This window comes from Mesorhizobium sp. M0074 (assembly GCF_040322975.1).
Lineage (GTDB): Bacteria > Pseudomonadota > Alphaproteobacteria > Rhizobiales > Rhizobiaceae > Mesorhizobium.
Window position 1 is genome coordinate 344,756 of record NZ_JAMYUM010000002.1, and the last position, 22,966, is coordinate 367,721.

Sequence of the window (22,966 nt, forward strand, 5' to 3'; positions counted from 1 at the left end):
CTATGCTGTCGACATGAACGATCTGGCCACCATCCTGTCCGAACCTGTCGCCCGCCTCGGCGCCACCACGATCACGCTCGGCCAAGCCCTGGGTTTCGGCGCAATGCTGTTCCTCGGCCTGTTCGTGGCGCTCGTCGTTGCGCTCTGGCGATCGGCCAAGGCGCGTGCAGTGGCGGCCGCCGAAGCCGCCGACCACGCCCGCGACGCCGAGGTGCGGATGGCTGGTATCTTGGCAAGCCAGGCGGAAATGCAGGGCCGCATGGGCGCCATCGCCGAAGTGTTCGGGGCGCGCCAGGCGGAACTGACACAGTCGATCGGCCAGCGTCTCGATGCCATGACCGGCCGCCTGGGCCAGACCATGACCGAGCAGACGAGATCGACGCATGAGAGCCTCGCCAAGCTGCAGGAACGGCTGGCGGTCATCGATATCGCGCAAGGCAACATCCAGTCGCTGGCCGGCCAGGTCGTGCAATTGCAGGCGATCCTTTCCAACAAGCAGACGCGCGGCGCCTTCGGCCAGTCGCGCATGGAAGCCATCGTCGCCGACGGATTGCCGCACGGCGCCTATGAATTCCAGGCGACCTTGTCGAATGGCAGCCGGCCCGACTGCCTGGTGAAGATGCCGAACGGCGCACCGTCGCTTGCCATCGACGCAAAGTTTCCGCTCGAGGCGTGGAATGCCATCCGTGCCGCCGAAGGCGCCGACCTGCAGAAGTCCGCTGCACAGGCTTTCCGCCGCGACATCGAGGTGCATGTCCGGGATATTTCCGAAAAATACCTGATCCAGGGCGAGACGCAGGACACCGCCTTCATGTTCGTGCCCTCAGAATCGGTGTTCGCCGAAATCCATGAGAATTTCGAGGCCGTTGTCCAAAAGGCGCATCGATCGCGGATCGTCATCGTCTCGCCATCGCTTTTGATGCTGTCGATCCAGGTCATCCAGGCAATCCTCAAGGATGCCCGCATGCGCGAGCAGGCACACCTGATCCAGGGCGAGGTTATCCGGCTGATGGAAGACGTCTCCCGGCTCGACGAGCGGGTGCGCAAATTGCAGACGCATTTCGGCCAATCGGCCAAGGATATCGACGACATTCTGGTCTCGACATCGAAGGTGACCAGGCGCGGACAAAAGATCGAGGCGCTGGAGTTTGGCGTGCAGCCGGCGGAGGACACCGCTGGTTCGAATGGCAGCGGAGCAAAAGCGGAAAGCAGCCCGCGCGTCGCCGATTCGAAAACCGGGCAGTTGAGGCTAAGGGTCGTCGAAGGCGACGATTGAGAGCTACGCCGGAACCGGAGGCTTCGCCCGGGTCTGGCGCTACTGCTCCTCGATGATGGTTGTGCCTTCGAATTCCGGCAGCCAATGCAGCGCCGAGCGGTGCCAGATCTGCTTTCTCGGCACCAGTTGCTCGCGCTGCCGTGCCGTGCCGACCCTGATACCGTAAACCTTCGGTCCCTCGCCCGCCGACGTGGCGTAGAGATGCGAGCCGCACTCACCGCAAAATGCCTGGGCGCGCTTGGCGCCGCTCGAACCGGTCTTGATGTAGATCTTCGGCGTGCCCTTGGTGATCCTGTAATTGTCCTCGGACGCCGGCACGGTGACGCGAAAGGCCGTTCCGGTTAGCTTCTGACAATCGATGCAGTGACAAATGGTGGTCTTTTCCGGATCGACTTCGGCCTCGTAAGTGATAGCGCCACAATGACACGCGCCGTCGATTTTCATCTTCGTTCCTCCTGGAGCTTTTGCCCGCAATCATAACCGGGACTGCCCGATGGCGCAGCCATTTTCCTCAGGCCGGTTCCCCTCCGGACGCCGCCAAGGCCTTGCTCCGGCGTTCCCAGGTGCCGGTGGTCTGCGGCTTGACGAACAGCCGCGTCACCTCCGGCATCTCCGCTTTCAGCCGCGTCTCGAGGCGCTCGACACAGGTCTCTATCTCCGGCGCCGACAAATGATCCTCGAACTCGATGCTCAAAGCGGCGACGATCTCCTGCGGACCCATATGCAGCGTCAGCACGCCATTTGCCCGTTGCACCGCCGGGTCCTGCTGGACGATGGCCAGCACCTCTGTTTGCACCTCGGGCGAGGCCGGCTCGCCGAGCAGCAGGCTCTTGCTTTCGCGCGCCAGGAAGATCGCGGTCCCGCCCAGGATGAGCGCGATGCCGATCGACGCGGCGCCGTCGAGCTTCGGCATGTCCAGCAGTTCCGCCGCCGATATCCCGGCGAAGGCGACAACGAGGCCGAGAAGTGCCGCGCTGTCCTCGAAGAGTACGGTGTAGACACTCGGATCCTTGCTGAGCTGCACCGCCTCAAGCCAGCCGTGGCTGCCTTTTTGGTGGCGGAATTCCTTCAGCGCCACCAGCCAAGAGGTGCCTTCGAAGAGAAAGGAAAGGCCAAGGACAGCGTAGTTCACCTTGGCGTTGGCGATCGGCTCCGGCGCCATGATGTGCGTCACGCCTTCGTAGAACGATATGCCGGCACCCAGTGCAAAGACGAGGAGCGCGACGATGAAGCTCCAGAAGTACAGCTCGCGGCCATGGCCGAGCGGATGCGTGCGGTCGGCCGGCCGGGAGGCACGGTGCATGCCGTAAAGCAGCAGGCTGCCATTGCCGGTATCGACGAGCGAGTGGACGCCTTCCGAGAGCATTGCCGAGCTGCCCGTGAACAAGGCAGCGGCAAATTTGGTCAGTGCGATCGCAAGATTTCCGGCGAGCGCCGCATAGATCACTTTTTTCGACCCGCCATGCGCCGCCATGGTGTGCTGCCTTGGTTGATGCACCGAGATTGGCGGAGCGCCCGCCCACGCTCCACAGCTCTCACAACGCCCGAAGTGCCCAGTTGTTCACAAGGTCAGTTGTTAAAAAGGGCGGCGCGGGGCTATTCGACGACCTCGTCCGTCCAGACCTTGAAGCCAGCCAGCGCGCCCGGCCCAAAAATGTGGGTCAGCGGCACATCGGCGGCATCGCGTCCGGAGGCAATCAGGATGCGGCCGATGCGCGGCGCGTTATTGCGCGGGTCGAACGCGTGCCAGCGGCCGCCGAGATAGACCTCCATCCAAGCGGCGAAATCCATGTCCGACCACGGCTTTGGCAGGCCGATATCACTGATATAGCCGGTGCAGTAGCGGGTCGGAATGTTCAGGGCGCGGCAGAAGGCAACAGCGAGGTGAGCAAAGTCGCGGCATACACCACTCTGCTCGCGATAGGCCTCGGCGGCGGTGCGCGTCGGCCGTGCATTGAAATAGTTGAAGACGATGTGGTTATGGACGAAGTCGCAGACCGCCTGGACGCGCGGAATGCCGAGCGGGGTGCTGCCGAACAGCCGCCACGCTTCATTCGACAGCACGTCGCTCTCGCAATAACGGCTGGGCAGCAGGAACAGCAGCGTCTCCGATGGCAGATCGCGCACCTCGTGCTGCCACGCCGTCAGCTCGCGCGTCTCGAAGGAGCCGGCGTCGCGGATCACCGCGTCCGTGCCGAACGCAAAGCGCCCGGCCGGCGCAACGAAACGGTTGCACCAATTGCCGAAACTGTCGCGGTAGCTTTCGATCGGCACCGGCGGGTTCGACGTCAGGAAGTCCGGCCGCTCAAGATCGGATGCGCGCGAATAATGGACGTTTAGCATCGCGATCAGCGGTGTTTCCTGCGGGAAGTCGAAGCTCATCTGGCAACCGATGTGGATCCGCATTGTCGTCCTGACCGGCCTGCCTGATCATCAGCCGGCGAAACGCAAGGGCTGATGCTGCAGTGCGAAGAAGACCATGGCACGGACCGCTGCGGTTTACGAGGGAATTAGAAACCGGTTGACAGCCATCGGCCAGGGCGACTGCACGGCAGCGGCCTCTTGCAGTCGAGCGTTTTCTCTTGTTTCACTTCGCCAGACGTCAACTGGAGGAACGAATCATGGCTAAGGGTGCGATGAAGGCAGGCAAGGAAGCCCGCAAGCCGAAGAAGGACGCGAAGAAACCCGCTCCGGCGCCGGCCCTGAAGGCACCGCCGGTGAAGGCGATGAAGCTGAAGGACAAGTAGGGCCGCAGCTACCGTTTCGGCTTATTTCGACCGGCCGCAAACGCGGCCGGTATGATTGTTCACTAAGCTCACGCGCATCCCCTATGGATGCGGCGAAGGCAATTTTTGCGCTTTTCAAGAAATCGCCCGGAAGCCATCGAAACGGAGCGTTCCGATGTCGTGGATTTCCTGTTCCTCGCCGGCCTGTTCGAGATCGGCTGGGCGATCGGCCTCAAATACACCGACGGATTCTCGAAGCCGCTGCCGACCGTCCTGACGGTAGCCTCGATGATCGTCAGCCTGACCTTGCTCGGCCTGGCGCTGAAGGCATTACCGGTCGGCACCGCTTACGCGGTGTGGACCGGCATCGGCACCGTCGGCACGGCGCTGTTGGGATATGGCTGCTCGGCGAGCCAGCGACGGCGATCAGGCTGGCCTGCATCGCGCTAATCGTCTGCGGCATCATGGGACTGAAGCTCGCGGCTTAGCCGATTCTGACGGACGAGCGCGTTCGGGGCCGCTGCAAGGCGGCCCTGATTCTTGAATTCGGCTGATCAGTGCCGGAAGGCGCTATCGCGCGGAGAAGCCGGGCGGCGTCCTGCCGGTGCGCTGCTTGCGCGCCGCATAGCGTGCGTCACGCTTGGCCTTGCGTTCGGCCTCGTCGGCAAGAAAACGGGCGATCCGCTCGTTCTCTTCAGCTTCCCGGATCTTCGCTTCGGCCTGTGCGGCTTCTTCCGCGGCGATGCGTGCCGCTTCGGCAGCTGCCTCGCGCTCGGCCTTTTCGGCCGCTTCGCGCGCCAGCTTTTCCTGCTTCAGCCTGGCCTTTTCGGCCTCGCGTATCGCGCGGGCCTCGAGGATCGCCTTGCGCTCGGCCTGTCGTGCCAGCACCGCTGGATCATCTGGCGCCGGCTTTGCCTTGAAGCGCTCCAGAAGCGCCTTCTTTGCCTCGTTTGCGGCATTGCGCCGCTCGAAAACGTCTTTTTCCCTATAGATAGCCAAGTCCACTTCCCTGAAGTCAATTTGCGAGGCTTACATACGCGCGAAAACCGAGAGTTCAAGCGCCAAAACGGTATGCCAGCCATGAAATTCTGATCTGTTGCAGCCGGGAGACGCCATTTCGATTGAATTCGGCTGAAAGCACCCGCACTGTTCACCATCCAGGCATCTGGCGGGGCGGCGGACTGATCGCTACGTGTAGCGCCAAGACAAAACGCTGAGATGACACACTATGCAACTCGGTCTCTACACCTTCGCCGACGTCAGCCCGGAACCAGGTCCCGGTGCGATCGGTGCGCATGAGCGGTTGCGCAACCTGATCGAGGAGATCGAGCTCGCCGACCAGGTCGGGCTGGACGTCTTTGGTCTCGGCGAGCACCACCGTCCCGACTATGCTGCCTCGGCTCCGGTGGTGGCGCTGGCGGCGGCGGCCGAACGGACCAAGCGCATAAGGCTGACCAGCGCTGTCACCGTGCTGTCGTCCGACGATCCGGTGCGCGTCTTCCAGCAGTTTGCCACCCTCGATCTTCTGTCCGGCGGCCGTGCCGAGATCATGGCCGGGCGCGGCTCGTTCATCGAGTCCTTTCCGCTGTTCGGCTACAATCTCGAAGATTATGACGAGCTCTTCGCCGAGAAGCTCGACCTGCTGCTCGCCATCCGCGATCATGTCAAGGTGACCTGGTCGGGCAGTCTGCGCGCGCCGATCAACGACCGCGGCGTCTATCCGCGGCCCTTGCAGGACAAATTGCCGATCTGGATCGCCGTCGGTGGAACACCGCAATCCGTCGCCCGCGCGGGCGTGCTCGGGTTGCCGCTGGCACTGGCGATCATCGGTGGCGAGCCGGCGCGGTTCGCACCGCTGTTCGACATCTACAGGGATGCAGCCAGGCGCGCCGGCAACGATCCGGCAAGCCTTGCCACCAGTCTCAACGTGCACGGCTTCATTGCCGACACCACGGACCAGGCAGCCGACGATTTTTACGGGCCGCAGGCCGAGGTGATGAACCGCATCGGCCGCGAGCGCGGCTGGGGGCCGACATCGCGGGCGCATTTCAACCAATCGCGCGGCCCAAACGGCGCGCTGTTCGTCGGCAATCCAGAACAGGTGGCCGAGAAGATCATTGCCCAGCACAGGATATTCGGCAACGACCGCTTCCTGCTGCAAATGGCGATCGGCACCATGCCGCACGCCAAGGTGATGAAGGCCATCGAACTCTACGGCACCAAAGTGGCGCCGATCGTGCGCCGGGAAACTGCTAAGGCCGTTCCCGCCGTGGCGGCGCCGGTTGCCTGATTCCCAGTCACCTGATTCATTGCCAAGGCCGCGAGGCGGCCTTGCCGGTGACGCCGGCTAACGGAACCTTGAAGCGACAGAGGCGTTTTCGCCAACGGTCTGCACCAATCGCGGTGTGCCGCCGAGGGTCAGAATGAAAGCCGAACCCGACGCTTCGGGCGCAAGCGCTGCCGAAAGCCCGGATCCGCGCGTCGAGGCGCGGGCGGATGCGCATCTGATGCGTTCGCTGCTCGTCGGCATCTTCATTCTCATGGCGATCTACGCGCTTTACTTCGCCCGCGCCTTCTTCATGCCGGTCATTCTGGCTTTCCTGCTGGCGCTGACGCTGACGCCGATCGTTCGCTTCCTGCGCAAGCATGGCATGCCCGATGTCATTTCAGCGACACTGTTGGTGCTGCTTTCGTTCTGCCTCGTCGCCGTCGCGGGATTTCTGCTCAGCGGCCCGGTCATCGACCTCATCAACAACACCTCGACGATCGGCCAGCAGCTTACCGAACGTCTGGCACAACTGCGCCGTCCGTTCGAACGGATCGTGGAGATTTCGCGCCAGATCGAGGGCCTGACACAGACATCCCAGGAGCCGGGCGTTCAGAGGGTGGCGACGGCGCCATCCGGTATTCTCTCGCAGGCCGCCGGCAATGTGCTGTCGGCCGGCGCCAGCGTTACCATCGTCTTCGTCCTGTCGCTGTTCCTGCTCGCCTCGGGCACGATGTTCTATGAAAAGATCGTCCAGTCCTTCCCCAGTCTCAGCGAAAAGAAGCGGGCGCTGCGCGTCGTCTACGACGTAGAACGTGAAATCTCGCATTATCTGCTTACTGTCACGGTCATCAATACATGTCTCGGCGTGGTCATCGGGCTCGGCCTGTGGGCGCTCGGCGTGCCCAACGCGCAGGTCTGGGGCGCGGCAGCGGCTCTGCTCAATTTCCTGCCCTATATCGGGGCGCTGACCACCATCACGCTGGTTACGATCATCGCGCTGATAAGCTTCGACACGATTTCCTATGCGCTGCTGGCGCCGGCCTTCGTCCTTATGTGCGATGTCGTCGAAGGCCAGTTCGTGACGCCGACGGTGGTCGGCCGCCGTCTCGAAATCAACGCAGTGGCGATCCTCATCGCCATCGCCTTCTGGTCGTGGCTGTGGGGTTTTGTCGGCGCGCTGCTGGCGGTGCCGCTGCTGGTCGTCATCAAGGTGTTCTGCGATCATTTCGACGGCCTCAGTCATGTCGGCAATTTCCTGGCGGCGCAGCATACGGCAGCGATCGAGGACGAAGAGATTCCCGAGGTGAAAAAGTAGCGGCTTAAAGGGTCAAAAGCGTCCCCCCGATGGGGCAGATCACGACCTTGCATCGGTCGCACGTCCGTTGTGCCCTCAGCGCTCCATCAACATTTTGAATTTGCCGCCTCGGCAACGGCTTCCTACATCCCTTCGGCCCACAGGAAACCCGCGCCGATGACCGTTCTTTCCGTTCTCGACCTGTCGCCGATCGTCGAAGGCAGCAACGCTTCACAGTCACTCGCCAATTCGCTCGATCTCGCCCGTCATGCCGAGCGGCTGGGTTACCGGCGCTATTGGCTGGCAGAGCACCACAATATGCCGGGCATCGCCAGCGCCGCCACCTCGGTGGTCATTGCCCATGTGGCCGGCGGCACCAATACGATACGCGTCGGCGCCGGCGGCATCATGCTGCCCAATCATTCGCCGCTGGTCATCGCCGAGCAGTTCGGTACGCTTAACGCTCTGCATCCTGGCCGCATCGATCTCGGCCTCGGCCGGGCGCCCGGCACCGACATGGCCACGGCACGGGCGCTGCGCCGTAACCTCGACGCTGGCGCCGACAATTTCCCGCAGGACGTCGTCGAGCTGATGGGTTACTTGCAGCCGGCCGAAGACGGCCAACGCATCCGCGCGGTGCCCGGCGAAGGCGAAAAGGTGCCGATCTGGATTCTCGGTTCCAGCCTCTACGGCGCGCAGCTTGCCGCCATGCTCGGCCTGCCCTACGCCTTCGCTTCGCATTTTGCGCCGGCCGAGCTCGACCATGCTCTGGAGATCTACCGCTCGCGTTTCCAGCCTTCGGAGCAGCTCGACAAGCCTTATGTGATGCTCGGCCTCAACGTCTTCGCCGCTCCTTCCGATGCCGAGGCGCGGCTGTTGTTCACCTCGCTGCAGCAGGCCTTCGTCAATCTGCGCACCGGCCGGCCCGGCCGATTGCCGCCGCCGGTCGAAGGATATGAGCGCGACCTCGATCCAATGGCCAAGACCATGCTCGGCCAGGCGCTTTCCTGCGCCGCCGTCGGCTCCCCGGAAACGGTCAGGCAAGGCATCGAGGCGTTTGTGCGCCGCACAGGGGCCGACGAGCTGATGGTCACAGCGCAGATTTTCGACCATGCGGCGCGGGTGCGCTCGTTCGAGATCCTGGCCGACGCTCACAAATCGCTGTCGGAAGCTGCCTGAGAGTTGGTTCGCCACTTGCCACTGTTGCGGGCAAGGCCGGCCTTAGGCAGGGAACATCGCGAACAGGTGTGCGAAGACATAGCGAACATTTCGCGCGTTTTAGGCGGAGGTTTTCGATCCGTCATGCTCGTCCGTTAGCGGGAAACGCGGCGTCCACTAAATAACGATCACCTTGGTGCCGATTGTGGAGCGGTCATAGAGATCGATGATGTCCTGGTTCATGAGGCGAATGCAGCCCGCAGACACGGCTTTGCCGATGGACCACCATTCGGGGCTACCGTGCAGGCGATATCCAGTGTCACCCTTCTCGTTGAAAAGATAAAGCGCCCGCGCACCGAGCGGGTTCACGAGTCCGCCCTCCATATGGGCCGGTATGATGCGGCCTCGCTTCTGCTCGCGCACGATCATCGCGGACGGCGCGCTCCAATCCGGCCATTCGCGCTTCCTCGCAACGTGAGCAGTGCCATGCCACTCGAAGCCCGCCTTGCCGACGCCGATGCCGTAGCGCAGTGCCTGACCGTCTCCCAGCACGTAGTAGAGAAACTTCGCTCCTGTATCGACAATGATGGTGCCAGGCTCCTCGTCAGTTGCATAAGGCACTGTCTGCCGACGGAACTTTGGGTCGACCTTGTAGATCGGAACCGGCGGAATGCGGAAACCGGCGTCGGTGAGGCCGCCATAGGCCTGGGGAAAGGTCTGTAATGCTCCGCCGGTGGTGCAGCCGGAGAATGCGACCATCCCAGCAAGTCCCAGCCCAATTAGGATCGATTTCACGCGCATGACTCAAGCCGGCGCCCGTGTGAACGATCAGCCGCATCTCGTCATATTCCTAATCCGACATGCTTCGATTGCCAAGATTTTCCTGACTGTCGGCTGGCTGATTGTTGGCCACTTGGCTCGATCGGCGCCGCGTCCTTCAATTGCTCGGTTTTCGAACGACGAACGCCCGTAGTGGCTGCGAAGGCCCGGGGTCGGCAGGACAGAGGGAGCGCTGTCCGTCCGGCATTGCAAAGTTTCTGAACAGAGCCCAAGCGCTACGCGCTGACGCTCTGCGCAGTCGCACCTAGCGGACGGCATGAATTGCGGATCATCAGGCGTCCCTTGAGCGTCAGCTTGCGCGGCGGCGCATCCCTGTTTCCGGCGAGCCGGTCGAGCAGCAGATTGGCCGCCTGTTCGCCAATCGCCTGCACCGGCTGTGCGACCGTGGTCAATTGCGGCCGGAACACATCCGACCACGGAAAGTCGTCGAAGCAGGCGACCGAAATATCCTCCGGACAGGACAGGCCGATATCGCGAATGGCCTTCATGGTGCCGATCACCATCGGGTTGTTGGCCGAAAAGATGGCGCTCGGCCGGTCGTGCAGCGAAAGCAGCTGCATGGTGGCATTGTAGCCGTCGACTTCATGGAAGTTGCCGAAGCGGACGAGTTCGGCCTCGGCCGGCAGGCCGGCGGCCTGGAGGGCCTCGCGGTATCCCGCCATGCGGTCATGCATCGGCGAGATATCGAACGAGCCGGAGATGTAGCCGATGCGCCGATGGCCGAGATCGATCAGGTAAGTGATGGCGTCGAACACCGCGCGCTGATTGTCGAGAACGACGGCATCGGTGTCGACACCCTGGCAAACACGGTCGAGCAGCACGACCGGCACATTGGCGTCGTCGACAATCCGTTTGAGGATCGCGCCGTCACCGACACGCGCGACGATCAGTCCGTCGACCATGCGGTCGAGCAGCAGCCTGATCTGGTCGTCCTGCGTGTTCAGGTGCTCGTCGGTGCAGCACAGCATGACGGCGTAGCCGGCCCTGTCGAAAGCCTGCTGGATGACCGAAACCACGTCGGTAAAGAACGGATTGGTGATGTGTGGGACGGTGAGCCCGATGGTGCGTGTGGTGCCCATCTTCAGGCTGCGGGCAATGGCGTTGCGCTTGTAGCCGATGTCGCGGATCGCCTGTTCGATGCGCTGACTGAGCTCGGGGCTGACGGTCGCGGTGCCGTTGATCAGCGCCGATACGGTGGCCACGGAAACACGCGCGGCCTCGGCCACATGAAGCATGGTCGGAGCCGTGAATTTGCGCTGCTTTTTTCGTCCTGACGCTGTCATTTTCGAAACGTTTCACCACTCCACGGTAGCAATACGTACGGAATCTTATGATTTTGCGCAAGAATTGAAATGGAACAATCTCAGGCTCCAGATATTGCCTTGACATGATCGAAACGTTTAGATTAGCGTTTGAGGTGTTCGGTGACGACGGAGGGAGGCCGTCCTTGTCATGCAGCACGGCAATTCCATCCCTGCGCAAGGCGCTACGGCGGACGGCTCGGCTATCGTAGTGAGCGCCGAGCACATCTCCAAGTCCTTCGGCGGTATCGCCGCGCTCGTCGATGTCGGCTTCGAACTGCGGCGCGGCGAGGTCCATGCGCTGATGGGCGAGAACGGCGCCGGCAAGTCAACGCTGATGAAGATCCTGTCCGGCGTCTATACGGACTATAACGGAACGGTCAGTATCGATGGCTATCCGGTGCGCTTTGCCGGCGTCCGCGAAGCCGAGCGCGCCGGCATCGCCATCATCCACCAGGAGCTGAACCTCGTTCCCGAACTTAGCGTCGCCGACAATATCTTTCTCGGCCGCGAGAAGCTGATCGCCGGGCTGATCGTCGACCGCAAGGCGAGCAGCCGCGCTGCCGGCGCGCTCTTGCAAAGGCTCGGCATCGAGCTCGACCCGGATGCGCGCGTCGGTGCCTTGCGCGTCGGCGAACAGCAGCTGGTCGAGATCGCCAAGGCGCTGTCGATGTCGGCGCGCATTCTGATCATGGACGAGCCGACCTCGGCGCTTTCGCCGGCCGAATGCCAGCGGCTGTTCCGCATCATCCGCCAGCTCGCCGACAGCGGCGTGGCGATCGTCTACATTTCGCACCGCATCGACGAGGTCATGCATCTGGCCAGCCGCGTCACCGTGTTTCGCGATGGACGCCACGTCCTGACGCGGGCGATGGACAAGCTCGACGAAGACGCCATAATTTCGGCGATGGTCGGGCGAAACCTGCTTGCTTCCTCCCAGGAGCACCGCATCCCCGGTGGCAACACGGTCCTGTCCGTAAGCGAGCTGTCGCTGTCGAAGCCCAATCGCCATGGTTGGCGCACCGTGCTCGATGGCGTCAGCTTCGATCTTGCCGCAGGAGAAATCCTCGGTATCGGCGGGCTGCTGGGCTCGGGCCGTACTGAAATCCTGGAAACCATCTTCGGGTCCAGCGGCGGACGTGCCGGCGGTGAGATCAGGCTCGATGGCGAGGCAGTAGAAATCCGTTCGCCGCGCGATGCGCGCCGGCTCGGCATCGCTCTGGTCACGGAAGACCGCAAGACGCAAGGCCTGCATCTCGAGGCCTCGATCACCGACAATGTCGCGCTGCCGCTGGTCGGCGCGCTGGCGCGGTTCGGCGTGCGCTCGCTGGCCGGTGAGCAAGGGCTGGCACGGGACGCCGTCAAGGCGCTCGGCATTCGCTGCGAGACCGTCGAGCAGCCGGCGGGCACGCTGTCCGGCGGCAACCAGCAGAAGGTCGTCATCGGCAAATGGCTAGCGACGAGGCCGCGGGTGCTGCTGCTCGACGAGCCGACACGCGGCATCGATGTCGGTGCCAAGCGGGAAATCTACGATCTCATCTTCAAGCTGGCGCGAGACGGGCTGGCGATCGCCGTGATCAGCTCGGAATTGCCGGAGCTGCTGCATCTTTCCGACCGTATCCTGGTCATGGCCGACGGCCGCCAGACGGGAATCCTGTCCCGCGCGCAAGCCAGCGAGGAGGCCATCATGCGGCTTGCGGCGCCGCGACGGACGATGACGAGGCCTGCCGCATGAGCATTTTGCATATCCTGTCCCGGACGAAGCTCTATTGGGGCCTGATCGCCATCTTCCTGATCGGCGTGCTCGGCTCGCCGATCAGCTCCAAGGGCAACAACATCTTCCTGTCCTACGGCAACCTGCTCGATGTGCTGCGCCAGGTGTCGACCACCGGGCTGATTGCCACCGGCATGACTGCGGTGATCATCACCGGCGGTATCGACCTTTCCGTCGGCTCGCTGATGGCTATCTGCACGGTCGTCTGTGCCATGCTGCTGACGGTCCCCGGCGTGACGCCGGCGGTGGTGCTGGGGGTGCCGACAGTTGCCCTGGCAGCCCTTTGCCTCGGCATTCTCGTCACTCGTTTCATCCTGCTGAACATCGAAAAATCCCGCGCCGGCGCGCAGGCCACGCACGACATCAGGTTGGACAGCGTTCGCGGGCTGGTGACGCCCGGCATTGTCGGGGTGATCCTGTGCAGTCTGGTGCTGTGGTTCCTGCTGCCGCAGGTGGGCTCAAAATTCGGCGTGCTCGGCGTGCTGCTGGTGGCGCCTTGCGTCGGCCTGCTGTTCGGCGCGCTCAACGGCTTCATCATCGTCGCCGGGCGGCTGCAGCCCTTCATCGTGACGCTGGCGATGATGGTCACTGCGCTCGGCATCGCCCGGCTGACAGCCGGCCAGAACAATGCGGTGCTGCCGGTCTACACCGGCTCGAATGCCACCGCCGATTTCGAAATGCTGCGCACTCTGGTATTCGGCGTGATCCCGATGCCGGGCCTGTTCTTCCTCGGCGCCATCCTGATCTACGGCGCCGTGCTGCGCTTCACCCCGTTCGGCCGCTATGTCTATGCGATCGGCGGCAATGAGGAGGCGGCGCGGCTGTCGGGCATCGCCGCCGGCCGCGTGAAGATCGCCACCTATGCCGTGTCAGGGCTGCTGGCCGGCATCGCGGCGGTGCTCTATGTCGCGCAGTACCGGCAAGGCAAGCCGGACGCCGGCGCCGGGCTGGAGCTCGACGCGATTGCCGCCGTGGTCATCGGTGGCACCAGCCTGATGGGCGGACGCGGCAGCCTGACCGGGACGTTCTGCGGCGTGCTGATCTTCGGGCTGCTCTCGAACATCCTGCAGCTGCACAACATCAATTCGAACCTTCAGCTGGTGCTGAAGGGGATGATCATCATCGGTACCGTGCTCGTACAGGAGCGCAGTGCCGGTGATCTTCTCTTCTATCTGCGACTGCCCGGTGGGCAAGCGCACAAGGAAACGGCCGCGGCAAAGCGGCCGTCGCAAGAGACCGCGTCTCTGAATATTGGAGGAAACAAGAAATGAAACGACGTGAATTGTTGAAGCTCGCCGGGCTGACAGCGGCACTCCTGACCACGACCGCCATGCTTGCCGGCGGCGCCCATGCGCAGGACAAGAAGTGGAAGATCGGCTTCTCGCAGGTGACGACCATCGAACCCTGGCGGGCTCAGTTCAACAAGGACATCCTGGCCGAAGCGGCCAAGCATCCGGAAGTCGAGCTGATCATCACCGACGGCGAGGACAAGACCGAGAAGCAGGTCGCCGATGTCGAAAACCTTATCCGTCAGGAGGTCGATGCGCTCTTGGTATCACCGAAAGAATCCGCCGGCCTGACCGGTGTCGTGCAGCAGGCGATCGATGCCAAGATCCCCGTCTTCGTGCTCGACCGCAACGTCGAAACCAACGACTACACGCAGTTCGTCGGCGGCGACAACAAGCTGATCGGCCGGGCTGCCGGTGAATATGCCGTCGAGCTGCTTGGCGGCAAGGGCAAGGCCGCCGGCAACGTCGTCGAGATCTGGGGCGGCATGGGCACCCAGCCGGCACACGACCGCCATGACGGCTTCCATGAATTCACCGACAAGGAGCCGGGCATAAAATACCTGCTCGACCAGCAGTCGGGCGATTGGAAGCAGGACCAGGCCTACAACATCATGGCGACGGCGTTGCGCAACAACGAGAAAATCGATCTCGTCTACGGCCACAATGATCCGATGGCCTATGGCGCCTATCTTGCCGCCAAGGACGTCGGACGTGAGAAGGACATCAAGTTCATCGGCATCGACGGCCTGCCCAATGAAGGCGTGCAGCTGGTCGCCAATGGCGAGCTGACGGCGACGTTCACTTATGTGACGCCGGGCGCCGAAGGGCTGCGGCAGGCGATCAAGTTCCTGAACGGGGAGAAGGTGGAAAAGACCATCACCCTGCCGACGCAGAAGATCACCAAGGAAAATGCCGCCCAGATCCTGAAGGACAACGGCCTCTGAGACGAGGCTTTCCTGCCGGGCGTTCAGCGCCCGGCAGGAACAACAACCAAATGCCGGCAGGCAGCAGCTCAAGCCAGCTTGGCCAGTAGCTTCATGAAAATGGCCGCTTCCTTGGCGGAAAGCGGCGCCAGCGTTTCCTGCGTAATCTCACGGGCAAGCGGAATCAGCCGCTCGATCGCGTCGCGCCCCTCGGCGGTCAGATTGACCAGCAGGCGCCGTTTGTCGACTTCGTGTTTGCTAAGTTCGACAAAGCCACGCGCTTTCAGCCGGTCGATGACGCCCTTCACGGTCGCCGCATCCATGGCGATCAGGCTGCCAAGCTGGTTCTGCGAGGTCTCGCCGACGTCGTGCAATTTGGCCAAAGCGGCAAATTGCGGCGGCGTCAGATCGGCGATGTGTGCGGCGAAGATCGAGACATGGCGCTGATGCGCCTTGCGCAGGATGAAGCCGACCTGCTCCTGCAAGCGATAGTCGTTTTCGTCAGGCTCCTCGGCCTCGACCAGCTTGAGCAGATTGTCCTCGGCGCTCACCGCAGCCCATCCCATGCCTTAATGTCCTTGGCCGCCAGCCCACCCATGCGGTCGTGCACGCGCGGGCCGCAGGTCATGGCGAGGCAAAACAGGATCTCGTCGGGACGGGGGCCATCGCTGATGCCGATTTCCATGGCATCGAAATGGCTGCGCACATAGGCGGCGTTGATGTGGCCGAGCGGCACATCGAGCCGCGCGCCGAAGCCGCCGACCTTCTTCGCCGAGGGCACGATCGCCTTGGCGTCGCCGAGCCGTTCGCGCATGGCATAGCCGCCCGGCACATGCCACAGCGCGCCATGCTCCAGCTCGCCCGCCATGCCGACGATGGCGCCCTTGCCGTAACCGTCGATCTGTTTGACGTCGCCGCCCAATGCGGCAACAAGCCTGTCGGAGAGCAGCAGCCCGAGCGGCTTCAAATCCTCCATGGCGCTCTGCAGTTCCTCGACGTAACGGCCGGCGAACGGGTTCTTGACCACGGCCATGGCCGCCGCGCGGCGTCGCGGCACCTTCGCCACCGGCCCGCCTTCGTGAAAAATCTCTTCGGTCAGCACGGCGATCTTGCGGATCGGAAACTCAGGCATGAGCAATTTCCCTCTCTAAAACCTTATTGGCGAGTGCCATCGGACCTGCGATGCGTGCCTGACCGCCGAGGAAAAGCGCCGCGGCGGCAATCAGGCCGCGCCGCCGAAACTCCTCGGCACCGGCAAATCCACCTTCCAGTGCAATATCGATTTCAAGGGCGGAAAGCGGCCCCACGCCCTGCGTCACCAAACGGTCGCCGAGATCGCTGTCAGGTGCGAGATCGCGCGCCCGAACGCGCCTAACGGCCGGATGACCGGGCAGGTCGACGGCGTTGGCGATCAAGGTCGCGGCGGCATCGGCTTCAGCACCCGTTCGCGCCAGCACCGTGACCGCGTCGGCGATGCCCAGCGAAAAGGAGCGGCCGCGCCAGCCGCTTGTCGCGACACCGCGGATCCCGTCTTCGGGGCGGATCGTGAGACGATCTGCCAACCCATGACCTGTCCCGGCAATGGCAAGCGTCATCGACTGCCCGTGGCCGAGATAGATCGCGCTGTCGCCGCCATTGTTGACATAGGCGCGCTCGAGCCGGCGGCCGGCAAGCAGCGCGCCAAGCACTTCGTCGGCTACCGAGCCGGCGACGGCCGCCATCGGTGTGATGAATTGTTTCGCTAGCGGAACGACTGCCGCTTCCATGCGGCGCGCCGTCGGGCCAGCGAAAGCACGTGGCCGCGAGGCGGCCGGGCGCCGCAGTTCCGGCAACTCTTCGACCAGTTCGGGCAGGATTGTCTGGAAGCGCGCCACTGCCTGGCGATATGCGGCGCTGCATTCACTCGCCTCGCCGAATGCCTCGACGATCAGGTCGATCGGCCCATGATTGAGGTGAAGCCTCCGGCCGTCCTCGAGCCAATGCGCCTGCGGGCCGTTCATCGCCCGGCCCCGTTTGCGGCCGCGCGACGCAACTGCGCCAGCGGCGGCCAGGGATTGTCACGGGGTGCGGCCGTGCCGCGGCGCGGATTGAGATATTCGCCGCCCTTGGCCAGGATATCGTCGACGCTGCGGATTTCGCCTTCGTAGCCGCCAAGCCTGACATAATCGTCGCGGCGCATGGTGAACTCGATCGGCGCCACCAGCGCCGGGGTCGGCACATAGCCGAAGGCGCCTTCCGGGACGCGGGTGACGTCGACCATCAGCGTGATGCCGCCGCCCGGCCAGACATAGACCGGCGCGCCGCCGACCGTCACATAGGTCGTCAAGCCCTGCACCGAGCGGGTCAGATTGACCGGGTTCTCGGTGACGCCGGCGCGCAGCGAGCCGCCGGCGCCGCCGACGAAAAGCACGGTGCAGAGCGCCGGCTCGCAATTGTCCTCGATCAGTTCGACCGACTTCCGCAGCCGCTCCGGGAACGGTTTCTGGACCGGCTTCAGTTCGTCGTCGAGCTCGTAATAGGCGAATTGCTCGCCGGTGGTCGAGACCATCAGCAGCGACATGCCGGGGCGCGCACCCTTTTTGGCGTTCCATTCACCAAGGATCGACAGCGGGTCGGAAATGCTGGTGCCGCCCCAGCCGAGGCCGGGCTCCGACACCTTGAAATAACGGCCCGGCGTCGAACGGCGGCCGATGATCTTGATGCCGGTATCCTGCCAGCCAAGCACCTTGCCGGCCTGATGCTCGGAGACGACGCCGGTGATGTGGTCATCGACCACCACCACCTCGTCGACAAGGCCGCGCCATTGGGTCGCGAACATGCCTATGGTAGCCGAACCGCAGCCGACGCGCATGCGCTGCTCGAGCTTGCCGTCGATGACCGGCGGCTTGCCGGCTTCGACGATGACGGTGGCGCCGCCGTCGATGACGAGTTCAACCGGTTTGCGGTTGCACAGGGCGAGCATGGCGTCGCAGGTGGCGCGCCCTTCAGCCTTCGAGCCGCCGGTCAAATGATGTACGCCGCCCAGCGACAGCATCTGCGAGCCGTATTCGCCGGTCGTGACATGGCCGATCGCCTCGCCTTGGGCACGGACCGTCGCCGTTTCGGGGCCGATATGACGGTCGGTGTCGATCTTCACCTTGACGCCGCAATAGGAGAAGATGCCCTCGGTGACGACGGTGACCAGATCGACGCCCTCGACCTCCTGGCTGACGATGAAGGGCGCCGGCTTGTAATCGGGATAGGTGGTGCCGGCGCCGATGGCGGTGACGAAGCGGCGGCCGGTGTTGACCAGTTCGCCGTCCCATGTCTCGCCTTCTTCGGCAAAGGGTACGATTGCGGCGCCGGTCTCGGCCGCGTGGTCGAGGATGGTCAGTGGATCCATCCGCACGATCCTGCCGCCAACATTGCCGTAGCGGTCGCAGGCGCCGGTGCGGCTTTCGGCGATGTAGCACATGACCGGACAGGCATCGCAGCGGATCTTCTCGGCCACCAGCTTCTCGCCGGGATCGTGTGTCTCGAAGCGTTCGGCAAGCTCGCTCATCGGCGCGCCTCCTTGTCGAGGATGGCGGCGCGAATGCGGGTCGGCGTCGCCGGAATTTTGGTGACCAGCACACCGGTGGCGTGGCGGATGGCGTTGAGGATCGCCGGCGCCGTCGGGATCAGCACATGCTCGCCCAAACCCTTGGCGCCGAAGGGTCCTTCCGGATCCGGAACTTCTATCAGGATGGTCTCGATCGGTGGCACGTCGCCGATCGTCGGGATCAGATAGTCGTGCAGGTTTTCGGTGCGGCCGGGGATATATTCTTCCATCAGCGCCATGCCGATGCCCTGGGCGATGCCACCCTCGATCTGGCCCTCTGCCAGTAAAGGGTTGATGGCCTTGCCGATATCGTGCGCGGCGGTGATTTTTATAAGCTTCACGGTGCCGAGCCTGAGGTCGACCTCCAGTTCGGCGATCTGGGCGCCATAGCCATAGACGGCATAAGGCTTGCCTTGGCCCTTGGCATCGAGCGGCAGCGTCGGCGGGTCATAGCTTTCCTCGGCACGGAAGACAAAGCCTTCGGCGTCTGCCTTCAGCGAGGAAAGATCGATGCGGCGCGTCGCTTCGCCTTCCCCGATGCTCAGACTTGTGCCGTCCAGCGCAATCGCCGCCTTTTCCGAGACATTGGCGAAACGCAAGATCTCATCGCGCAAGGCGCGGCCGGCCTTTTCGGCGGCCTTGCCGGTGACGAAGGTCTGGCGCGAGGCCGACGTCTTGCCGGCGTCGGGGGTGATCGCCGTGTCGGCGCCTTTCAGCCGCAGCTTTTCAAGCGGAAGACCCAACGCGTCGGCGCAGATCTGCGCGATGACAGTGTTCGAACCTTGCCCGATATCGACCGCCCCCTGATGCAGGACGACTTCGCCCGATGCCGAGATGCCGACCTTGATGGTCGACGGATTGGGCAGCGAGGTGTTGCCGCAACCGTACCAGCAAGAGGCGACGCCGACGCCGCGTTTTTTTTCGCCGCTGCTACGGGCGTTGAACGCGTCGGCGTCAGTTAGGGCACGCCGCCAATGTGAGCGCAGGGCCTCGAGGCAGTCGGCGATGCCGACGCCCGACTCGAGCCGCTGGCCGGTGACTGTTTCGGATCCGTTCCGAAGGCAGTTCTTCAGGCGAAAGTCGAGCCGATCCATGCCGAGCTTGTCGGCCAGGTCGTCATAGAGGGTCTCCTGCATGATCGTCGCCTGCGGCACGCCGAAACCGCGAAAGGCGCCGGCAATCGGGCCATTGGTGTGGATGGCGCGGCCTTCGGCCCGATAGTTCGGCGTCGCATAGGGGCCGGAGGCGTGCACCGGCACGCGGTTGGCGACCGTCGGCCCCCAACTGGCATAGGCGCCGGTGTTGAAATCGCCGGCGAAGACCATGCCGGTGATGCGGCCGTCGGCATCGGCGCCGATGCTCGCTCTCATCTGAGCGGGATGGCGCTTGGTGGTCGAGATCATCGATTCGGTGCGGCTGTAGGCGAGCGCCGCCGGCCGGCCGGTTTTCATGGCGACGAGGCCGATGAGCGGTTGCAGCGAGACGTCGAGCTTGGAGCCGAAGCCGCCGCCGGTGGCGGTCGGCACGATGCGCACCTGTTCCGGGGCAAGGCCGAGCACTTTTGCCGTGTCGTCACGGTCCATATAGGGCGCCTGCGTGCAGGCGACGACGACCAGCGTGTCGCCGTCCATGAAGGCATAGCCGGCTTCCGGTTCGATATAGGCGTGCTCGACATAGGAAGTGTGGATGGCGCCGGAAACGGCGAAAGCCGCACCGGCGAGCGCGGCTTCGGGGTCGCCACGCTCCACGAAGCCGGAGGTGAGCAGGTTCGAGGGCCGGTTTTCATGGACTAGTTGCGCACCGCCGGCCTGCGCTTCGCCAGTTTCCAGAAAATGCGGCAACTCGGTCCAACTGACAGGGAAATCGGCTAGGTCGAGATCGAGGATAGCCTCGCGTTCGCCGGCGACCAGCGCCACCGCCTCACCGCGAAAGCGCGAAACCCCTTCGGCCAGCGCCGGCTGGTCGGCGAAGGGCGCGATGACGCCGAAACAATTCTTTCCCAGAATGTCGGCGGCGGTGAAGACGCCGGCAATGCCAGGACGGGATTTCACCCAGCTGCCGAGATCGCCAAAAGTGAAAGCGGCATGATAATGCGGCGAGCGGACCACCAACACCGACAATGCGTCGGCCGGGAATGAATCACCGCCGAATTTTTCGCCGCCAGTGACTTTCGGAAGGCCATCGAGGCGGATCGGGGAGGAGCCGACGGCATGGCCAGAGGATGGCATGCGCTGATCGAGACCGTCGGCGTGGCGCCAAGCATCCATCACCGCGGCGACGATCTTGCGGTAGCCGGTACAGCGGCAGAGCACGCCGCCCAGTGCATCCTGCGTTTCGGCCTCGCTCGGGCAAGGCGTCCTGTCCAGGAGTGCCGTTGCCGCGACCAGCAGGCCGGGCGTGCAGGCGCCGCATTGCGCTGCGCCATGGCTGAGGAACGAAGCCTGCAGCGCCGACAACCGGCCATTGGCGAGGCCTTCGACGGTCGTCACCACGGTGCCGGAGGCGGAAGCCGCGGGCATCAGGCAGGCGCAGACCGGCTCGCCGTCGACCAGCACCGTGCAGGCGCCGCAATCGCCGGCATCGCAGCCGATCTTGGTGCCGGTCAGCCGCAGTTCGTCGCGCAACACCGCGGACAGCCGCCGCACCGGCGGCACGCAAACGCTGACGGCGGCGCCGTTGACTTCGAAGGCGATGTCGGCGCGCTCCATGTCCATCAGGCCGCCGCCCTTTCGTCGGGAACAGCGCCCATCGCACCAAGCACGGCGCGGGCGACGATCTCGCGCGCAGCGTCCAGCCGATATTCGGCGCTGCCGCGCACGTCGCCGATCGGCGACAGCTCGTCCATCGGTGCGGATTGGATCGCAGTGGCCAGCGCGTGGCCGACGGGCCGGCCGCGTAGCGCCGCCTCGACACCCGCCAGGCGCCTGGCGACAACCGAGCAGGAACCGACGGCGACGGCCGCGTTCCTGACCCTACCATCTTCGACGGCCAGGCGTGCGGCGGCCATGGCGATGGAGATGACGAGATAACGCCGCGCGCCGAGTTTCACGAAGGCGGAGCTGCCGGCGGTCGCGGGTTTGGGAATGCGGATTGCCATGACCATTTCGCCGGGCTGCAGTGCGGTGCGACGGTTGCCGAGGATGAATTCTGCAAGGGGCAGATGCCGGGTCGCCACAGCGGAACGCAGTTCGACTTCGGCATCGAGCACCAGCAGCGGCGGCACGCCGTCGGCGGCCGGCGAGGCGTTGCAGAGATTGCCGGCAATCGAGGCAACGTTCTGGATCTGCACCGAGCCGACTTCCCGCGCCGCCTGCTTCAGCGCGTCGAAAGCCGCCGGCAGAGGATGGCGGACGAGATCGGTCCAGGTGGTGCGCGCGCCGACGAGCCAATGGTTTTCGGCTTCGGCAATGCCGCGCAATGCCACCAGGCCATTGATATCGAGGACATTGTCGCGGAAAGGCTTGCTGCCCTGTGCCGGATAGAAGTCGGTGCCGCCGGCGAGGATGCGCCATTGCCCTTCGCCCAGCAAAGCGAGGGCGTCGTCGACCGTGGTGGGTTTTGCGTAACGGATCACGCTTTGCCTTCCCAGAATGGGCTTCCCGAGAGGGGATCCTGCCGAAAGATTTTCCCGAGCATTCAAGGCAGGAAATTCATTCGTATGCAAATGATATCAAGCCGGCAGGAATTGTCAAAGCCAGAGTTTGCACGGCTGTTGGCACCGGTGCACCCGGAACGCATTTGTTATGCCATGAGAGGTTGACGCAGCCGGCCATCTGGTCAAGTTTCTGCGTCCGGTCGCGTTTTCATTGGAGCCTAAGCTCAAGACCAAGAAAATAAGGAGGCTCCATGGCCGACGAAGCGCTTGTCGTTATCGACCTGCAGAACGATTTCTGCCCGGGTGGCGCCCTTGAAGTGGCCGGTGGCGACGAAATCGTGCCGTTGGTCAATGACCTGATCCGGCGGACCGAGCACGTCCTGCTGACGCAGGACTGGCACCCTGCCGGCCATTCGAGCTTTGCCTCCAGCCACCCCGGCAAGCACCCGTTCGAAACGATCGACGTGCCTTATGGCCACCAGACGCTGTGGCCGGATCACTGCATCCAGGGCAGCCTGGGATCGGATTTCCATTCGGGCCTCGCCTGGAGCAAGGCCGAGCTGGTGATCCGCAAGGGGTTCCGTCCTGCGATCGACAGCTATTCCGCATTCTTCGAGAACGACCGGACGACGCCGACCGGCCTTGCCGGCTATCTCCGGGATCGGAACATCGAGACGCTGACCCTGGTCGGCCTGGCGACGGATTTCTGCGTCGCCTTTTCGGCGCTCGACGCAGTCAAGCTCGGTTTTGAGACGTCCGTGCGGCTCGACGCCTGCCGCGGCATCGATCTCAACGGCTCCGTGGAGAGGATGCTGGGCCGGATGCGCGATGCCGGCGTGACACTGATTTGAACGTCATCCACCCGAACCTGACAGACTTTTGAGGGGCTTCATGCGGTTTGCGGCGTTGACGGCAAGTGCTGCACTTATTGCAGCAATCTT

Annotated in this window: 21 protein-coding genes and 1 pseudogene; 10 read left to right on the plus strand and 12 right to left on the minus strand. The window is 63.8% G+C overall.

Annotated elements, in window-relative coordinates; translation table 11 throughout:
* The first annotated feature begins 13 nt into the window (after nucleotides 1-13).
* Entirely contained in the window at nucleotides 14-1,276 is a 1,263-nt protein-coding gene (locus NKJ73_RS04685) for a DNA recombination protein RmuC (protein ID WP_352568528.1), read from the plus strand.
* A 39-nt stretch (nucleotides 1,277-1,315) separates the two neighbouring features.
* Here NKJ73_RS04685 and NKJ73_RS04690 read toward each other — a convergent pair whose 3' ends face one another.
* From NKJ73_RS04690 to NKJ73_RS04700, 3 genes are all read right to left on the minus strand, one after another.
* Nucleotides 1,316-1,720: a GFA family protein gene (locus NKJ73_RS04690; protein ID WP_023676952.1), complete on the minus strand. Its 405-nt coding sequence runs from the start codon at nucleotides 1,718-1,720 to the stop codon at nucleotides 1,316-1,318.
* A gap of 67 nt (nucleotides 1,721-1,787) precedes the next feature.
* On the minus strand, nucleotides 1,788-2,750 hold the full coding sequence (locus tag NKJ73_RS04695; protein WP_352568529.1) for a cation diffusion facilitator family transporter: 963 nt from the start codon (nucleotides 2,748-2,750) through the stop codon (nucleotides 1,788-1,790).
* A 122-nt stretch (nucleotides 2,751-2,872) separates the two neighbouring features.
* Nucleotides 2,873-3,682: a transglutaminase-like domain-containing protein gene (locus NKJ73_RS04700; RefSeq protein ID WP_352568530.1), complete on the minus strand. Its 810-nt coding sequence runs from the start codon at nucleotides 3,680-3,682 to the stop codon at nucleotides 2,873-2,875.
* A gap of 215 nt (nucleotides 3,683-3,897) precedes the next feature.
* On the opposite strand from NKJ73_RS04700, the gene NKJ73_RS04705 reads away from it, so the two are divergent.
* Together NKJ73_RS04705 and sugE are read left to right on the plus strand one after the other, a co-directional pair.
* The gene (locus NKJ73_RS04705; protein ID WP_013528464.1) at nucleotides 3,898-4,023 is read left to right on the plus strand and encodes a hypothetical protein; all 126 of its coding nucleotides are present in this window, start codon (nucleotides 3,898-3,900) and stop codon (nucleotides 4,021-4,023) included.
* Nucleotides 4,024-4,177: 154 nt separating this feature from the next.
* A pseudogene (gene sugE, locus NKJ73_RS04710) lies at nucleotides 4,178-4,490 on the plus strand (quaternary ammonium compound efflux SMR transporter SugE).
* An 82-nt stretch (nucleotides 4,491-4,572) separates the two neighbouring features.
* Here sugE and NKJ73_RS04715 read toward each other — a convergent pair.
* Nucleotides 4,573-5,001 (minus strand): DUF6481 family protein, encoded by a 429-nt coding sequence (locus tag NKJ73_RS04715; RefSeq protein WP_023676956.1) that lies wholly within the window; start codon nucleotides 4,999-5,001, stop codon nucleotides 4,573-4,575.
* Nucleotides 5,002-5,230: 229 nt separating this feature from the next.
* Here NKJ73_RS04715 and NKJ73_RS04720 point away from each other — a divergent pair, with 229 nt between their 5' ends.
* The 3 genes from NKJ73_RS04720 (at nucleotide 5,231) to NKJ73_RS04730 (ending at nucleotide 8,744) form a co-directional block, all read left to right on the plus strand.
* Entirely contained in the window at nucleotides 5,231-6,292 is a 1,062-nt protein-coding gene (locus tag NKJ73_RS04720) for an LLM class flavin-dependent oxidoreductase (RefSeq protein ID WP_352568531.1), read from the plus strand.
* 133 nt (nucleotides 6,293-6,425) lie between these two features.
* The gene (locus NKJ73_RS04725; RefSeq protein WP_352568532.1) at nucleotides 6,426-7,586 is read left to right on the plus strand and encodes an AI-2E family transporter; all 1,161 of its coding nucleotides are present in this window, start codon (nucleotides 6,426-6,428) and stop codon (nucleotides 7,584-7,586) included.
* Nucleotides 7,587-7,742: 156 nt separating this feature from the next.
* Nucleotides 7,743-8,744: an LLM class flavin-dependent oxidoreductase gene (locus tag NKJ73_RS04730; RefSeq protein ID WP_352568533.1), complete on the plus strand. Its 1,002-nt coding sequence runs from the start codon at nucleotides 7,743-7,745 to the stop codon at nucleotides 8,742-8,744.
* Nucleotides 8,745-8,900: 156 nt separating this feature from the next.
* Here NKJ73_RS04730 and NKJ73_RS04735 read toward each other — a convergent pair whose 3' ends face one another.
* The gene (locus tag NKJ73_RS04735; protein WP_352568534.1) at nucleotides 8,901-9,524 is read right to left on the minus strand and encodes a L,D-transpeptidase; all 624 of its coding nucleotides are present in this window, start codon (nucleotides 9,522-9,524) and stop codon (nucleotides 8,901-8,903) included.
* Nucleotides 9,525-9,778: 254 nt separating this feature from the next.
* Nucleotides 9,779-10,798, minus strand: coding sequence for a LacI family DNA-binding transcriptional regulator (locus tag NKJ73_RS04740; RefSeq protein WP_352449454.1), 1,020 nt, complete (start codon nucleotides 10,796-10,798; stop codon nucleotides 9,779-9,781).
* A 217-nt stretch (nucleotides 10,799-11,015) separates the two neighbouring features.
* Between NKJ73_RS04740 and NKJ73_RS04745 the strand changes: the two genes are divergently transcribed.
* From NKJ73_RS04745 to NKJ73_RS04755, 3 genes are read left to right on the plus strand one after another with little or no spacing between them, the layout of a single operon-like run.
* Nucleotides 11,016-12,599: a sugar ABC transporter ATP-binding protein gene (locus NKJ73_RS04745; RefSeq protein ID WP_352568535.1), complete on the plus strand. Its 1,584-nt coding sequence runs from the start codon at nucleotides 11,016-11,018 to the stop codon at nucleotides 12,597-12,599.
* A complete protein-coding gene (locus tag NKJ73_RS04750) occupies nucleotides 12,596-13,909 on the plus strand; it encodes an ABC transporter permease (protein ID WP_352568536.1) in 1,314 nt (437 codons plus the stop codon). The genes NKJ73_RS04745 and NKJ73_RS04750 overlap by 4 nt, the downstream gene beginning before the upstream one ends.
* A complete protein-coding gene (locus NKJ73_RS04755) occupies nucleotides 13,906-14,871 on the plus strand; it encodes a substrate-binding domain-containing protein (protein ID WP_254815861.1) in 966 nt (321 codons plus the stop codon). The genes NKJ73_RS04750 and NKJ73_RS04755 overlap by 4 nt, the downstream gene beginning before the upstream one ends.
* A 68-nt stretch (nucleotides 14,872-14,939) precedes the next feature.
* Here the strand turns inward: NKJ73_RS04755 and NKJ73_RS04760 are convergent, their stop codons facing one another.
* Genes NKJ73_RS04760 through NKJ73_RS04785 form a run of 6 tightly spaced genes read right to left on the minus strand, consistent with a single transcriptional unit; the run spans nucleotide 14,940 to nucleotide 22,004 of the window.
* The gene (locus NKJ73_RS04760) at nucleotides 14,940-15,401 is read right to left on the minus strand and encodes a MarR family winged helix-turn-helix transcriptional regulator (protein ID WP_352568575.1); all 462 of its coding nucleotides are present in this window, start codon (nucleotides 15,399-15,401) and stop codon (nucleotides 14,940-14,942) included.
* Nucleotides 15,398-15,982: an amino acid synthesis family protein gene (locus NKJ73_RS04765; RefSeq protein WP_352568537.1), complete on the minus strand. Its 585-nt coding sequence runs from the start codon at nucleotides 15,980-15,982 to the stop codon at nucleotides 15,398-15,400. Before NKJ73_RS04765 ends, NKJ73_RS04760 begins: the two co-directional genes overlap by 4 nt.
* Entirely contained in the window at nucleotides 15,975-16,850 is an 876-nt protein-coding gene (locus NKJ73_RS04770) for a UPF0280 family protein (protein WP_352568538.1), read from the minus strand. The genes NKJ73_RS04765 and NKJ73_RS04770 overlap by 8 nt, the downstream gene beginning before the upstream one ends.
* Nucleotides 16,847-18,391 carry a hypothetical protein gene (locus NKJ73_RS04775; RefSeq protein WP_023676968.1) on the minus strand — a complete coding sequence of 515 codons (1,545 nt, stop codon included), beginning with the start codon at nucleotides 18,389-18,391 and terminating at the stop codon, nucleotides 16,847-16,849. The genes NKJ73_RS04770 and NKJ73_RS04775 overlap by 4 nt, the downstream gene beginning before the upstream one ends.
* Complete coding sequence (locus tag NKJ73_RS04780) at nucleotides 18,388-21,144, minus strand: molybdopterin-dependent oxidoreductase (protein ID WP_352568539.1); 2,757 nt, start codon at nucleotides 21,142-21,144, stop codon at nucleotides 18,388-18,390. The genes NKJ73_RS04775 and NKJ73_RS04780 overlap by 4 nt, the downstream gene beginning before the upstream one ends.
* The gene (locus tag NKJ73_RS04785) at nucleotides 21,144-22,004 is read right to left on the minus strand and encodes an FAD binding domain-containing protein (protein ID WP_023676970.1); all 861 of its coding nucleotides are present in this window, start codon (nucleotides 22,002-22,004) and stop codon (nucleotides 21,144-21,146) included. The genes NKJ73_RS04780 and NKJ73_RS04785 overlap by 1 nt, the downstream gene beginning before the upstream one ends.
* Nucleotides 22,005-22,276: 272 nt before the next feature.
* On the opposite strand from NKJ73_RS04785, the gene pncA reads away from it, so the two are divergent.
* Nucleotides 22,277-22,876 carry a bifunctional nicotinamidase/pyrazinamidase gene (pncA, locus tag NKJ73_RS04790; RefSeq protein ID WP_023676971.1) on the plus strand — a complete coding sequence of 200 codons (600 nt, stop codon included), beginning with the start codon at nucleotides 22,277-22,279 and terminating at the stop codon, nucleotides 22,874-22,876.
* The last annotated feature ends 90 nt before the right edge of the window (nucleotides 22,877-22,966 follow it).